The sequence below is a fragment of the Janthinobacterium sp. B9-8 genome, from assembly GCF_000969645.2.
GTDB lineage: Bacteria > Pseudomonadota > Gammaproteobacteria > Burkholderiales > Chitinibacteraceae > Iodobacter.
The window spans coordinates 3,465,719-3,479,630 of sequence record NZ_CP014222.1; the positions used below are offsets into that span (position 1 = coordinate 3,465,719).

Annotated in this window: 14 protein-coding genes; 7 read left to right on the forward strand and 7 right to left on the reverse strand. The window is 50.8% G+C overall.

Annotated features, from left to right (window positions below):
• Positions 1 to 523: 523 nt before the first annotated feature.
• Complete coding sequence (locus tag VN23_RS15695) at positions 524 to 1,789, reverse strand: Hsp70 family protein (RefSeq protein WP_046351534.1); 1,266 nt, start codon at positions 1,787 to 1,789, stop codon at positions 524 to 526.
• Positions 1,790 to 1,946: 157 nt separating this feature from the next.
• Here VN23_RS15695 and VN23_RS15700 point away from each other — a divergent pair, with 157 nt between their 5' ends.
• The 4 genes from VN23_RS15700 to VN23_RS15715 all read left to right on the forward strand — a co-directional run bounded on the left by VN23_RS15700 (position 1,947) and on the right by VN23_RS15715 (position 4,549).
• Positions 1,947 to 2,552, forward strand: coding sequence for a flavin reductase family protein (locus VN23_RS15700; RefSeq protein ID WP_046351616.1), 606 nt, complete (start codon positions 1,947 to 1,949; stop codon positions 2,550 to 2,552).
• A 9-nt stretch (positions 2,553 to 2,561) separates the two neighbouring features.
• The gene (locus VN23_RS15705; protein ID WP_046351615.1) at positions 2,562 to 2,945 is read left to right on the forward strand and encodes a Rid family detoxifying hydrolase; all 384 of its coding nucleotides are present in this window, start codon (positions 2,562 to 2,564) and stop codon (positions 2,943 to 2,945) included.
• A gap of 489 nt (positions 2,946 to 3,434) precedes the next feature.
• Positions 3,435 to 3,791, forward strand: a complete 357-nt coding sequence (locus VN23_RS15710; RefSeq protein ID WP_335339399.1) for a CoA-binding protein — start codon at positions 3,435 to 3,437, stop codon at positions 3,789 to 3,791.
• Positions 3,788 to 4,549, forward strand: a complete 762-nt coding sequence (locus VN23_RS15715) for a DUF3658 domain-containing protein (protein ID WP_052746546.1) — start codon at positions 3,788 to 3,790, stop codon at positions 4,547 to 4,549. The genes VN23_RS15710 and VN23_RS15715 overlap by 4 nt, the downstream gene beginning before the upstream one ends.
• A gap of 94 nt (positions 4,550 to 4,643) precedes the next feature.
• Here the strand turns inward: VN23_RS15715 and VN23_RS15720 are convergent, their stop codons facing one another.
• Together VN23_RS15720 and VN23_RS15725 are read right to left on the reverse strand one after the other, a co-directional pair.
• Positions 4,644 to 5,459 carry a DUF2145 domain-containing protein gene (locus tag VN23_RS15720; protein ID WP_046351532.1) on the reverse strand — a complete coding sequence of 272 codons (816 nt, stop codon included), beginning with the start codon at positions 5,457 to 5,459 and terminating at the stop codon, positions 4,644 to 4,646.
• A gap of 12 nt (positions 5,460 to 5,471) precedes the next feature.
• Complete coding sequence (locus VN23_RS15725) at positions 5,472 to 5,915, reverse strand: hypothetical protein (protein WP_046351531.1); 444 nt, start codon at positions 5,913 to 5,915, stop codon at positions 5,472 to 5,474.
• Between the two features lie 287 nt (positions 5,916 to 6,202).
• Here VN23_RS15725 and dapF point away from each other — a divergent pair, with 287 nt between their 5' ends.
• Genes dapF through VN23_RS15740 form a run of 3 tightly spaced genes read left to right on the forward strand, consistent with a single transcriptional unit; the run spans position 6,203 to position 8,758 of the window.
• On the forward strand, positions 6,203 to 7,054 hold the full coding sequence (dapF, locus tag VN23_RS15730; protein WP_046351530.1) for a diaminopimelate epimerase: 852 nt from the start codon (positions 6,203 to 6,205) through the stop codon (positions 7,052 to 7,054).
• Positions 7,044 to 7,736, forward strand: coding sequence for a DUF484 family protein (locus tag VN23_RS15735; protein ID WP_046351529.1), 693 nt, complete (start codon positions 7,044 to 7,046; stop codon positions 7,734 to 7,736). Before dapF ends, VN23_RS15735 begins: the two co-directional genes overlap by 11 nt.
• A complete protein-coding gene (locus VN23_RS15740) occupies positions 7,736 to 8,758 on the forward strand; it encodes a tyrosine recombinase XerC (RefSeq protein ID WP_197432934.1) in 1,023 nt (340 codons plus the stop codon). The genes VN23_RS15735 and VN23_RS15740 overlap by 1 nt, the downstream gene beginning before the upstream one ends.
• Before the next feature lie 440 nt (positions 8,759 to 9,198).
• Here VN23_RS15740 and pip read toward each other — a convergent pair whose 3' ends face one another.
• The 4 genes from pip to purD form a co-directional block, all read right to left on the reverse strand.
• Positions 9,199 to 10,155 (reverse strand): prolyl aminopeptidase, encoded by a 957-nt coding sequence (pip, locus tag VN23_RS15745; RefSeq protein ID WP_046351528.1) that lies wholly within the window; start codon positions 10,153 to 10,155, stop codon positions 9,199 to 9,201.
• A 68-nt stretch (positions 10,156 to 10,223) separates the two neighbouring features.
• Positions 10,224 to 11,990, reverse strand: a complete 1,767-nt coding sequence (feoB, locus tag VN23_RS15750; RefSeq protein ID WP_046351527.1) for a ferrous iron transport protein B — start codon at positions 11,988 to 11,990, stop codon at positions 10,224 to 10,226.
• Entirely contained in the window at positions 11,987 to 12,328 is a 342-nt protein-coding gene (locus VN23_RS15755) for a FeoA family protein (protein ID WP_052746545.1), read from the reverse strand. Before VN23_RS15755 ends, feoB begins: the two co-directional genes overlap by 4 nt.
• 300 nt (positions 12,329 to 12,628) lie before the next feature.
• Complete coding sequence (purD, locus tag VN23_RS15760) at positions 12,629 to 13,906, reverse strand: phosphoribosylamine--glycine ligase (protein ID WP_046351526.1); 1,278 nt, start codon at positions 13,904 to 13,906, stop codon at positions 12,629 to 12,631.
• Positions 13,907 to 13,912: the final 6 nt, after the last annotated feature.

Genomic DNA, 13,912 nt, shown 5'->3' on the forward strand with positions numbered 1-13,912 from the left:
AGTGAGTAAAAACTAAGGTCATACAGGGAGTATAAATTTTGTAGGACGGATAAAACCCGCCGGACTTTAGCATGACAAGCTAGGAAATCGGCGGGTTTCACCCATACGCGCTAACCAAATTGTTTTTTTAGCAAACAGAGAAAAACGCGTTGACCACGCTCTTTGCACGGGGCTTTTTAAAGTCCCCTTGAAGCACGCCGAAACGAGGAACAAGCGGGCGGGGTTTCTTTGATGCCTGTTTGAGCGAAGCGAGTTCCGCAGCCGCCGCTCGATTGTCCGCAGTGAGGGATTTCGTGCTGGTCGGGGCGGCCTTCTTTGGCTTCGTTTCTTGGCCGTTCAAGAAAGGAAGGCCCCCGCGGAGGCCAACCGCTCCAAAATCAACGTGCCGAAGGCACTTAAAAAGGTCTTTTTGACTTTGCTTATCGCCAATAAGTGAAACCCGGCGGGTTTCACCCGCCCTACGAATAACAGGACACCCGCAAACGTGGGCAGGATCAAGCTGTGCCCACTTCGCAAAGGCTAATCAACCAAACCGTCTTGCCGCTTCCACTGCCAAACCTGTACCGATGCTGCCAAATAAATCGCCTTCTACATGGCGGGCGTTGGGCAGTAAGGCGCCTACTTGGGCACGTAGTAGCGGTACGCCGCTAGAGCCGCCGGTAAAGAATACGGTGTCGACCTGCTCTACACCGATACCTGCGGTATTTAATAGCTCGGTCACTGTCTTTTCTACTGTATCCACCAAGCGGGAGATCGAGGTATCAAAATCGGCGCGGGTCAGATCATGGGTCAGATCGTCCTCTAATCTGTCCAAATAGATCGTGGTTTTATCGCTGCTAGAGAGCGCGATTTTGGCGTCTTCAACTTGCAAGGCCAGCCAGTGCCCGGCGCGTTGCTCGATCAGGCTCATTAAGCGATCCAGCTTATCGCGCTCCATGGCATCGCGATACACATCGGCCAAATCGCTCCAGGAGCGACGGGTGTAGGCAAAGTTAATCGTGTGCCAGGTAGCCAGATTAAAGAAGGTGCCCGAAGGGACTTCTGAGTTATTTTTTAGCCGCGTTTTATAGCCCAGTAAGGGCATTACGCCAGCAAGGCTCAGCGCTTTATCAAAATCTGTGCCACCAATATGCACACCGGCGCTGGCTAATAAATCATCGCGGCGATCTAGAAGCTTTGCACGCTCTGGCGATAAACGCACCAAGGAAAAGTCTGAAGTACCGCCGCCAATATCCACAATCAGCACCAGCTCTTCTTTTTGAATGCTGCACTCGTAATGAAAAGCCGCCGCAATCGGCTCGAACTGAAAGCTAATTTCCTTAAAGCCAACCTGATAGGCAATCTCGGCCAGTGTTTTTTCAGCTTGCGCATCGGCAGCCACATCGTCATCAACAAAATGCACAGGGCGGCCAAATACCGCCTGCTCGAAAGGCCGACCCGCCGTGGCTTCAGCGCGGTGTTTTAACTCGCCAATATATTTAGCTAATAAGCCACGCAGCGGCACAGCACGACCATTGACTTCGGTTTGCGCGTCAATCAGGCTGCTGCCCAACAGGCTTTTAAGAGAGCGCATCAGGCGGCCTTCATAGCCTTCCAGATATTCGCCCATGGCCGCGCGGCCAAAGCAAACCGAATCTTCTTCGGCATTAAAAAACACCATTGAAGGCAGCGTCGCCTTACCATCTTCCAAAGAAATCAGCGTGTTGTGGCCGGGACGAACCCAGCCCACCGTAGAATTAGAGGTACCAAAATCGATGCCGCAGGCACGAGCAAAAGTAGGAGTAGTCACAGGCCTGTTCCGGACGGCAAAAAGGGGCGTAATTCTACCCGCCAAAGGCGAACAAAACAATTTCGAATCATTGCCTTATCTTTTAAGATTTGTATTGAGTTAATCAGATTTGCCCCCATTTACGTTCAATACTTAAGCCAGAATGGGCAGCACAAGCATGGAATTAACAATCTCGGCGCTCTCGCCCGATGAAAAATACGCTTTAATTAGCGATTGTGTTGTACCGCGCCCTATTGCATGGATCAATACCCAAAGCAGCAATGGAATAGTCAATGTAGCGCCTTTTTCTTACTTCAATATTGTTTCCAATGAACCCATGATTGTGTCGGTCAGTATTAATCGCCGCCACGATAATGCCCTGCTTAAAGATACTGCGCGCAATATTTTGCAAACGGGCGAATGCGTCGTTCACCTGCCATCGCGCGGACACGCACCGCAAGTGAATGCCAGCGCGGCCGCTTTTGCCCCGAATGAAAGCGAAGCCACCGCCCTTGGGCTAGCCCTTACGCCATCCACAGCCGTAAAACCACCCCGCCTTGCCGATTGCGGTATTGCGCTGGAGTGCCGTCTGCATATGCATGTAGAGGTAGGGGACCCTGTTGTGGCTGATTTAATTTTGCTGGAAGTGATACACATTGGCGTGGCCGACGATTTGCTCAGAGACGGGCGCATCCACCCCGAGCCACTCGACCCGCTCTCCCGCCTTGGCGGCCCAGACTACGCCGTGATTGGTGAGCGCTTTATTATTCAGAGGCCTAAATAAATGAACACAATGAACAAAACCATTATCCATAGCGACAGCGCACCCAAAGCCGTCGGCACGTACTCGCAAGCAGTCAAAATTGGTAATACCGTGTATTTATCCGGCCAGATCGGCCTTGATCCTGCCAGCGGCATTCTGGCCGAGGGCTTTAATGCCCAAGCGCATCAAGTCTTTCAGAATCTGCGTGCGGTATGTCAGGCCGCAGGTGGTGACTTGCAAAATATTGCAAAGCTAGGTGTATTTGTTACCGACCTGAGCAACTTTGCCGCACTCAACGACATCATGGGGCAATATTTCACCGAGCCCTACCCTGCCCGAGCCGCCATTCAGGCTGCAGCTCTACCTAAAGGCGCACTGGTTGAGGCCGATGGAGTGATGGTTTTAGATTTGTAACTGATGCCGCGCAGTAAAACCCAAATCTTGAAACACGGAGGCCACAGAGAACACGGAGTTTCACGGAGAAAAACAGTTTCTTAATTCAGCAATTTTCTTTGGAATTTAAGCACTCTCAAACCAGATAATCTGGACTTTTATCACAACTAGTGGCATGGGGCTTAAAAACCCCCTTGAAGCCGCGACACGAGGAATAAGCGGGTCGGGGTTTCGGAAAAGGGGTAGCGGCTTGCTCCCGAGCAGCCGCTACGCCGAGCTGATTATCCGCAGTGAGAGACCTTCGTGCTTTTGAGGTTGCGGTTTTGCTTCCTTGCTTGGCCGTTCAGAAATCAAATACTTCGCGGGGATGCCGCACCTAAATCAACGAGCCGAAGGCACTAAAAAGATAATCTCTGCATAACATCACAATCAATACACCTCAGGAGAAAAGCTATTTTCCAAAATCCTAGTGACTCAGCCATCCGGCAGTTTCTGCTTAGCATTCATCGCATCGCCGTAGTAGGCCTTTCTCCCAAACCCGATCGACCAAGCTTTGCTGTGGCCAAAGTGATGCAACAGGTAGGTATGCAAATTGTGCCGGTGCGCCCGTTTACCGAAAGCGTACTGGGAGAGCCCGCCTATGCCAGCCTAAGTGATGTGCCGGGCAAGGTGGATTTGGTGAATGTATTTCGGGCAAGCGAGCAAATCGATGCCATTGTGGATGAAGCCATTACCTTGCAGATCCCGGCGATTTGGATTCAGCAGGGCATTATTAATGAGGCAGCGGCAGAACGCGCCCAAGCGGCGGGGCTGTTTGTGGTGATGGATCGATGTATCAAGATTGATTATCTAAGGCTCTGCCTGTGAGCTGCCATCTGGTCTTAGGGGATTTTGCCGCAGATGTTCTGCGGGAGTTGCTTGGCCCCTATGCCGATATCCGCATTCACAGAGATGACTTAGCTCTTGGCCCGCTGGGTGATATCGATCATGTTTACCCCGCAGCCAGAATTCAGTTTTGGAATGAAGTCTTCCCGCTATCCAGCTTTGACTTTAGCGATGTGCTCCCCGCAGGCAACGCCCAGCTCGCGGCCCTGCCGGAAGATCTTACTTTATGGATAGGCACATCTTGTGGCGAGGCGCTTTTGCTACGCCGCTTAGCATGGTGGCGAAATCAAACCGGACGAAGTTTTAAGCTGATTATTCCTGACACCTCAGGAGTCGCCAGCTATATTGCAGGTCAAGTACCACTCAGCCTGCTTCGCCCCGAGCAAATCGAATCGGCCAATAGCGAACTCGTTCCCCTCGCCCAATTACAAAAATTAGCGCAAGAATGGCAAACGCTGTGCCAGCAAATCAGTATGTTTCGTGGCTGGAATGGGCAGACGTTTCAACATCTGGGCGAAACCGCGCTTGACGCCGAAATGCTGGCTTTAATCACCGATAACTATTTGCCTTGCAGCCAGATTGCAGGGCTTTGGATACAGGCTAGCAAAGACTTTTTTCGCAGTGACGTATTAGCCATGTGGCGCTTACGCTGCCTGACGGCACAAGGACTGATCGAAATGGAAAGCCTCCCCGATCAGCACGATTTATTTGCTTTTAAAGTACGTAAAAACTTTATTTAGCAAAAAAGCCGCAGCTCCAGCTACGGCTTTTTAAAGATCAAGACTAAATTCACTAGCTAGTGTTTATCCAACGCAATATCCCAAGCCTTAAACCTTAGCGCAATTCCGGTAATTTTTTCGCTTCTACTAAATAGCTGCGGCTTTCCGGAATAGCTTGCTGCAAAAAATTCACGATCGAATCAACGGTTACGGTATCAATTTTCCCCGCCATCCGCCGATCCGTTGGATGATCGTCAAAAGCGATATTGGCGCGAAACATCCGCCCTCCCAAGCGCTTAAAAGTATTTATTTTTAGCTCGCTAGGTTGGTAATTCATCAATTTCAACCATTGCTGGGCTTGTACACGGCTGCGAATATCCAGATCACGGCTCATTGCCGACGCTAAACCTTCTAACACCCATTGATTTGAATTTTGATAGAGCGTGGAAAACGGATAGGCCAGCATATTGTATTTACTGCCATGCAATTGCTCCATTTTGCTTTGCTCACTTAACCAGGATTGCAGCTTATCTTGCACAGCAATAGATGGAACAATAATCAAAGCATCATAGGCAAAAGGATCATCCATAAAAAAATTAGCCAAGCCTTCACGCCATAAATCCGATTGCACCGTGCCGCACTGATTTAATAAATGCATCACCCACCATTGGCCCTGAGCGCTAGGGTCGCGCCAAACAAAGCCCAGATGAGAAAACCGTAGATTGTAAGCCGATAAATCTTGGCCTACCCTCGCAATCAGCGCCACTTTAGGCTTGATTTCATCCAGCTGCTGCATACTGGCGTAGCCCGCGGCCATCGCCTGACGGAATGTTTCAGTATTAGGCGACGCATCCTGGCACGCACGCCCAGCCCAGACATGGCTCATTAGCAGACTGGCGATCAGCCCAAGCAGCCATTGATTCAAGCGCATGCAAGCATCCCCTTATTGGGCGGAAATTTTGGATTGGTGCAGCAAAGACATCCCTATTTCATTGGGAATAAACGCCACTAATTTGCCCGAGGCAATCAAAGCATAGCCGGTGCTTTCAGCGGTCGTTTTAATCGATGTGCCCACGGCAATACCTAATTCTTTAAGCATGGCTTCGCTAACTTTCACCATATAACGACTGCCATCACTCACTCGCTCAATCGTGAGCATGCTCGCCTCTGCCGCCACCTTACCAACACCTACCACCGTAAAGCCCACTCCCAAACCAAATGCCGCAGAGGCTTCAACGGGCTTACCTTGTAGCGACAATACAGGCGAAAGCACCACGGACATCAAACCACTTTGCAGTATTTCACTCCCTTCATTGCGAGCTTGTGCGGAGGTAGTAAATAAACAACTGCCTAGCAAGATTGCAAATAATAAGGTTGGTTTTAGCATTTTTATAATCCTTTTAAAAAGACTTTAGAAAACACATAAATGAATAAAAATGTCCGTTTTGCAAAAAAAACGATGCGGGGGGCTTCTATATAAATCAAGTCATGCTCTGACACAAAAAATCAGTGTATTGCACAATGCGCCGATCATGTACAAACTAAAACCCATACGGGCATCACCTTAAATTCGCCAAGCAAAGCTTAGCATGTGATTTTTTTCTTGCTCACGCATTGCCTTAAATGGCCGCTAAGTTTACCTTTAGTTAAATTCTTCAGCGGCGCGCCAGATATATGAAACTTCAGTTCACAAAGATGCAAGGCCTAGGTAATGATTTTATGGTGATTGATGGGGTAAATCAGCAGATCAAGCTGAGCACCGACACCATACGCCGGCTGGGTGATCGGCATTTTGGTATTGGTTTTGACCAGCTTTTACTGGTAGAGCCTTCCACGCGTGCCGATATCGACTTTAGCTACCGCATTTTTAATAATGACGGCAGCGAAGTGGAGCAATGTGGGAATGGCGCACGCTGCTTTGCTCGCTTTGTGCACGATAAAAAGCTAAGCCTTAAAAAAGAAATCGCCGTTGAAACAGCAAGAGGGGTGATTTATCCACGGCTGGAAGACAATGGCCATGTCAGCGTCAATATGGGCGTGCCGCAATTTTCCCCAAAGGAAATCCCCTTCATTGCTGACAGCGATCTCATCATTCACCCACTGGATATTGACGGAATAATCTTTGAGATTAGTGTGGTATCCATGGGCAACCCACACGCTGTGCAAGTTGTTACTGATGTTGAAGTCGCCCCCGTTGCCAGTATCGGCCCAAAAATTGAAACCCACCCGCAATTCCCGGCTAAGGTGAATGTTGGCTTTATGCAAATCATCAGCCGTGATGAAATCAAGCTACGCGTGTTTGAACGCGCTGCGGGCGAAACATTGGCTTGCGGCACCGGCGCTTGTGCGGCTGTTGTAGCAGGAATCCGCCGTGGCTTACTCAATCCGCAAGTTCGTGTCCTCACTCATGGTGGCGAGCTGACCATTGCTTGGGAAGGGGATTCACAAGCAGTATGGATGACCGGCCCTGCCGTCACCGTGTTTGACGGTACTATCAATCTCCAAGGAGAAGAATATGCAGCCTAATGAAATCGTCGCGTGGCTACGGGACAACCCGGAATTTTTTGACCAATACGCCGATGAACTGGCTGAAATCTATGTGCCACACACGCACCGTGGTCAGGCGATTTCTCTGGCCGAGCGGCAACTGCTTACCCTGCGCGAGAAAAACCGCTCGCTAGAGCTGCGCTTAGGCGATTTGCTGCAATTTGGTGAAGAAAACGACCATATTTCGGAAAAGCTGCACCAACTCAGCGTCAGCCTGATGCAGGCTGATGACTTAGCCAGCATGATCGGCACCTTGGAATACCATTTGCAGCATCGCTTTGGCATACCGCATATCGCCTTACGGCTGTGGCTGGATAGCGATTGTAATCTGCGCGAATTTGCTCCCGTAGGAGACGCCGTGCAAAAGCTAGCACAAAACTTAGTATCGCCTTACTGCGGCCCCTATGTAACCGATGAAGTGCTTTCTTGGTTTGAATGCGACACCACTACGCTGAAATCCTTCGCCCAATTTGCCCTGCGTACCGGCGGCGAGCCATTTGGCGTACTCGTCATGGCCAGCGAAGATATCGAGCGCTTCTACCCTGATATGGGCACGCTGTATTTGCAGCGCCTGTCTGATTTAGTATCCGCATCGATTCGCCGCGCCGTACCTCAATTTGCGCCCGATGACGAGCCTATGCTGCTCACCGAAGAAGTGTAATGCAAGCCACCACAGAGCGTCTTCCCCAGACCAGAGGGGAAGATGCCAAGCCTGCAGCAAAAGGCGATAGCACCGAACAAATCAGCGCAAAACACGCCATGCTCGCCCACTTTGTGCAATACCTGGAAGGTGAAAAAGGCGCAGGGGAGCACACGCGTGCAGCCTATGAGCGCGATATGGCCACCCTGATCGAATGCGCTGCTGGCCATGATTTATCGGCGCTCACACCCAAAGAAATTCGCGGCTATGTGCGTAAACTGACCGGCCAAAGCCTATCGGCCAGAAGCATCGCCCGCACGCTTTCAACCTGGCGCACGTTTTATCGCCTGATGTGCCGAGATTTTCACTGGCCGATGAACCCCGCCGATGGAGTAAAGCCTCCGAAAGCCAGTAAAAAACTACCCGCTGCGATGACCATTGATGACGCCAGCGGCTTTTTAGAAAACATGCCTGACGACGAAATCTTGGCCTGCCGGGATAAAGCAATCTTCGAGCTGGCTTATTCTTCGGGCCTGCGCGTGGCGGAATTGGTTTCGATTACCTTGCTGGATTTAGACCTCAACCACGGCATGGCGGTAGTCACGGGTAAGGGCGGCAAAACCCGGCAACTGCCCGTTGGCAGCGTGGCATGTGAAGCCATCCGCCGCTGGCTTCTAGAGCGCCCCAAACTGACCCCGAAAGACAACACGGTATTTATCGGAAAAAACGGCGGCTCGCTCAGCACCCGCGCTGTGCAACTACGCATCAAATACTGGGAAACCAAACTCAATATCGCCGAGCCACTCTACCCGCACAAACTGCGCCACAGCTGCGCCAGCCATTTACTCCAAAGCTCCCACGACCTGCGCGCCGTGCAAGAACTCCTCGGCCACGCCAGCATCGCCACCACCCAAGTCTATACCCACCTCGATTACCAGCACCTAGCGCAAGAATACGACCGAACTCACCCAAGGGCTAAAAAGCCTGAGGATGAAGAAGAGAAGTTAGCTTTGTTGCTGCGTAAACCCAAACCCAAATCTTGAAACACGAAGGGCACGGAGAACGCGGAGTTTCACGGAGAAAAACGGAGGGGGAATTAAGCGATTTACTTTGAAATTTGAAGTTTGGACACTTCCAAACGCAGCCATCTAAGTTCATCCCGATACTTGTTGCACAGGGCTTTTATCCCCCCCTGAAAACGCGCCGAGCGAGGAACAAGCGGGCGGGGTTTCGGCGAGGACTGTTTGAGCGAAGCGAGTTCCGCAGCCGCCGCTCGATTGTCCGCAGCGAAGGGGTTTCGCGTTTGTGGGGTCGCCTTCTTTGGCTTCGTTTCTTGGCGACGCAAGAAAGGAAGGTCCAGCGGGACGCCCGCACCTAAATCAACGTGCCGAAGGCACTAAAAAAGCCTTTCTGACTTAAATTAGCACATATCAAACAAGAAAACGGCGGGTTCCACCCGCCCTACAACGGCTCACCAAACCTACTAAGAAAACCTCCCCTGCAATTTAAATTCCTCAGTCGCTTTAATTAAAGCCGTAGCAATCCCCGGCTCCATTGCCGCATGACCCGCATCAGGGATGATATGCAAAGTAGATTCAGGCCAAGCCTGATGCAGGCGATAAGCCGATTTTGGTGGGCAAATCACATCGTAGCGGCCTTGGATAATCACCGCAGGCAAATGGCGAATCTTCCCCACTTGTTGCAGCAACTGGTCTTCTGCCATAAAGCCGGCATGGTACATATAGTGTGCTTCTAGACGGCCTAAGCTGGTGCAAACGGCGTCAGTTTCAAACTGGGCAATGGTGCTGCTTTGCGGCTCTAAAAACAGGCAACTCCCTTCATAACGGCTCCAGCTGCGGGCGGCAGGCAGATAGACTTCTGGATTATCATTAAAGAGCCGCTGACTATAGGCTTCGAGCAAATTACCCCGCTCAGCTTCAGGAATATGCGCTGCGAATTCGGTGTGGACTTCTGGGTAAAAATGGCCGATGCCATTCACAAACCAATCCACCTCGGCCGCAGTGCAGAGGAAAATTCCGCGCAAGATAAAGCCTAAACACGCCTCAGGATGTGCCTCGCCATAGGCTAGCGAAAGAGTCGATCCCCAAGAGCCGCCAAACACCAGCCACTGCTCTACATCCAGCATCTGACGCAATACTTCGATATCGGCGATTAAATGAGCCGTGGTGTTATTGCGATACTCACCCAAGGGTGTTGATTGCCCTGCGCCGCGTTGATCAAATAGCACAATGCGGTAATAACTAGGGTCAAAAAAGCGACGATGCATGGGCGAAATACCGCCACCGGGGCCGCCATGTAAAAACAGCACCGGCACGCCATCAGGGTTACCACATTCTTCCCAGTAAAGGGTATGCACATCATCTACGGCCAGGCGGCCGCTGCAGTGGGGCTGAATTTCTGGAAACAATAAGTCGCTCATTCATTAACCTTTGTAAGATGGATGCAAAACAGGGGCATTGCTGCCCCTATTTATGCCAAATCTGCAAATCAAAAACCTAAGGCTCTCGCCCCTTGGTAAAAGACAAACGACAGCACCCAAGCGAGTAATAAAGAATAGACCACAGAGAAAGTCGTTAGCGCTACGCTATTCGATTCCTTGCGCATGGCCGCAATAGTAGAAACGCAGGGCACATAGGTCAATGAAAATAGCATAAAGCTATAAGCCGATACCGGATCAAGCACGATAGATAAATGATGTGCCAAGGCAGGGCCGTCTTGCCCAGCAATCACCGCTAGCGCACCCAACACCACTTCTTTAGCCACAAAGCCAAACATTAAAGCAATCGACAGCTCGGCCTGAATACCGATCGGCGATAGCACCGGCTGAAAAAATTCCGCAATCATGGTGGAATAACTGTGTTGTGGGTTTGGATAATTACTCAACAGCCACACCAAGACCACACCAATCACAATCATAGTCGTCGCCAAGCGCACAAAGCCTGCAGCCTCGCCCCAGCCACGTAAAAATATTTGCCGCAACACAGGAAAGCGATAAGGCGGCAGCTCTAGTGTAAACGGCTCAGTCGATTTAAAGCGGCCACGCAGCAGGAGTGCCGTGCCCATAGAGATAAAAATACTCGCAAAATAGAGTGATAACAGCACCCAAGGCGCTTGCAGCGGACTAAACAGCGCTCCGGTTAAAAAGAGAAAAATCTGTAAACGTGCCGAGCAAAGCGAAAAAGGAATTGCCAGCATCGTCAGTAAACGCGCCTTTCTATCCCGAATCACCCTTGTTGCCATCAGCGCAGGCACATTGCAGCCAAAGCCCATCATCAGCATCACAAAGCCGCGCCCATCCATGCCGAGGCGTGCCATCAGCCCATCCATCATAAAGGCCGCACGGGAGAAATAACCCGAGTCTTCAATAATGGCCATCAGGCAAAAGAACAGAAAAATAATCGGGATAAAAGTCAGTACCGTACTCAGCCCATCGTACACACCATTCACCAAAAGCCCCGCTAAAAAAGGCGGCCATGTGGCTGCAGCGGGCACAAGTGCCGCCTGTTTAAACCATTCCAAACCATCGCCTACCGCATCTTGCATCGGCACGCCCAAGACATAGGTCAGCTGAAACAGACAAAACATCATCAAAACAAAAATAGGCAGGCCCAGCCAGGGGTGAAGAATCCAGCGATCCAGCATGGCGCTTGGGCCTGGCGCTAATACGGCGGGCCGGTCAATAAAACGCGCATAGAGGCGTGCCTCTTCATCATGCAAAGATTCAGAGCGTGGCGCGGCTGCCAAATCAATTTGCCGAGGCGGCTGATGGCTGATCAAGCGATTCAAAGCGTCTTTAAGTTCGCTGATTCCTAGGCCATGTTTGGCGCTTATTTTTAATACGGGGCAAGCTAATTGCTCGGCCAGCCCTTGCACATTAATTTGTACCCCTGCTTGCTTGGCCTCATCGCTCATATTCAGCGCAACCACCAAGGGCGCGCCCAGCGCTTTAAGCTGCAAAGCCAATACCAGTTGCCGATCAAGCTGCGTTGCATTTAGCACCAAAAGAATGGCATCTAGCTCAGTTTTATTGAGAAACTCCTGAGCGAGGCGCTCATCCTCGGCCCCGCCGCTTAAATCATAAATCCCCGGCAGATCGACCATCTGCACCATAGAGCTACCGAGCAAAATACGACTAGAAGCCAATTCCACCGTTAGCCCCGGCCAATTGGCTGTACGCGCTGTGCCCCCCGTAATGCGGTTAAATAAGGTCGATTTACCGGTATTGGGCATCCCCACGAGGGCAACGCGTTTCATACGAGCACCCCATGCTCAGCAAGCAGAGGATTCGCTTCGGGCAAAAGCGCGACCACAATCTGCCTTGCGGCATCGCGCCGCAGCATAAACTCGGTGCTGGCGCACCTAAGCTGCAAAGGCCCACCTAAGCATCCTCGCCGAATCACCTCGATCTCGCGATCAGCATGCAGGCCTAAAGCCGCCAAACGCTGAGTTAGCTCGGCACTAAGCTGGCTAGAAATAATTTTAGCGGGGGTATTGGAAGGTAAATCGTAAAGAGTCATGATAGCGGCAATGAGAATGGTTTTTCTTACATTTATCATCTGCCGCATAGAGAGCAGCGTCAATTCTAAAGCCACTCAAGCTTGACCTGTATCAGCTCCAAAGCTGAGGCAAATAATTACACGCCCTGATTTACACGCCCTGATGTTATGCAACAAACCTTAAACCACGGAGGTCACAGAGAACACGGAGTTTCACGGAGGAAAATATTCTTTGAAAAAAGCCATTTATTCTGTTCTTTTAAGCGTCTTCAAATCCTGAAGTCTGCCATTTCTCGCTACTAGTGGTATAGATCTTCAGAGCCTCGTTGAAACTCGCCAATTAAAGGGCATAAAAAAAGCCATGCAGTGCATGGCTTTTCTCTTTGGCGTTAAATATTACTTACGGCCAATCGCTCGCCAGCCGATATCACTACGGTATTGCGCGCCTGCAAATGAAACGCCTGCCAAGATTTGATAAGCGCGTTTTTGCGCCATTTTAAAGCTATCGCCAAAAGCCGTAACGCAAAGGACACGACCACCGGCGGTGATGGCTTCACCTTGTTCATTAAGCGTAGTACCCGCATGGAACACATGGCCGTCTTCTAAGGCCACCGTTGGTAGGCCTGAAATTAAATCGCCTTTACGCGGGGTTTCCGGGTAATTAGCCGCAGCCATCACCACGCCCATTGCCACACGTCTATCCCATTCGGCTTCGATCTGATCCAGCGTGCCATTGACGCCGTGTTCAAGCAGGGTGACGAAATCGCTTTTTAAACGCAACATAATCGGCTGGGTTTCAGGGTCACCAAAACGGCAGTTATATTCGATGACTTTAGGATTGCCCAAAGTATCGATCATCAGGCCAGCGTACAAAAAGCCGGTAAACACAGAGCCATCTTTAGCCATACCTTGCACGGTAGGCAAAATCACTTCCCGCATCACTTTGGCATGTACATCAGGCGTCACCACAGGCGCTGGGCTATACGCGCCCATGCCACCGGTATTTGGGCCTTCATCGCCATCCAGAAGGCGTTTATGATCCTGGCTAGAAGCCATCGCCAGCACATTCTTGCCATCGACCATCACAATAAAGCTGGCTTCTTCTCCAACCAGACACTCTTCGATCACCACCCGAGCGCCCGCATCACCAAATTTATTATCCGACAACATGGAATCAACCGCAGCGTGCGCTTCATCCAGCGTCATCGCCACCACCACACCCTTGCCAGCCGCCAGACCATCGGCCTTAATCACAATCGGCGCGCCCTGCGCCTTGATATAAGCGTGCGCTTCATCTGCGTTGGCAAAGGTCTGGTAAGCCGCGGTGGGAATACCATGGCGCTGCATAAAGGCTTTGGCAAAATCTTTAGACCATTCCAGCTGTGCGGCGGCGCGGGTTGGGCCAAATATTTTTAAATCTGCAGCGCGAAAAGCATCAACCACACCTTGCGACAATGGTGCTTCTGGCCCCACGACGGTGATGGCAATATTTTCTGCTTTTGCAAACTCAATCAGCTCATCAATCGCCGAGATATCAACATTAATTAAGTCTTTTTCCAGTGCCGTACCCGCATTACCTGGCGCCACAAATACTTTACCTACACGTTCAGATTGGGCAATTTTCCAAGCCAATGCATGCTCACGACCACCCGAACCAATTATCAAAATATTCATTAATTT

Coding starts and splice junctions, on each gene's coding strand:
- VN23_RS15725 (WP_046351531.1), bottom strand. CDS start 5,915: ATGCTAAAACCAACCTTATTATTTGCAATCTTGCTAGGCAGTTGTTTA.
- dapF (WP_046351530.1), top strand. CDS start 6,203: ATGAAACTTCAGTTCACAAAGATGCAAGGCCTAGGTAATGATTTTATG.
- feoB (WP_046351527.1), bottom strand. CDS start 11,990: ATGAAACGCGTTGCCCTCGTGGGGATGCCCAATACCGGTAAATCGACC.
- pip (WP_046351528.1), bottom strand. CDS start 10,155: ATGAGCGACTTATTGTTTCCAGAAATTCAGCCCCACTGCAGCGGCCGC.
- VN23_RS15740 (WP_197432934.1), top strand. CDS start 7,736: ATGCAAGCCACCACAGAGCGTCTTCCCCAGACCAGAGGGGAAGATGCC.
- purD (WP_046351526.1), bottom strand. CDS start 13,906: ATGAATATTTTGATAATTGGTTCGGGTGGTCGTGAGCATGCATTGGCT.
- VN23_RS15720 (WP_046351532.1), bottom strand. CDS start 5,459: ATGCGCTTGAATCAATGGCTGCTTGGGCTGATCGCCAGTCTGCTAATG.
- VN23_RS15700 (WP_046351616.1), top strand. CDS start 1,947: ATGGAATTAACAATCTCGGCGCTCTCGCCCGATGAAAAATACGCTTTA.
- VN23_RS15705 (WP_046351615.1), top strand. CDS start 2,562: ATGAACAAAACCATTATCCATAGCGACAGCGCACCCAAAGCCGTCGGC.
- VN23_RS15735 (WP_046351529.1), top strand. CDS start 7,044: ATGCAGCCTAATGAAATCGTCGCGTGGCTACGGGACAACCCGGAATTT.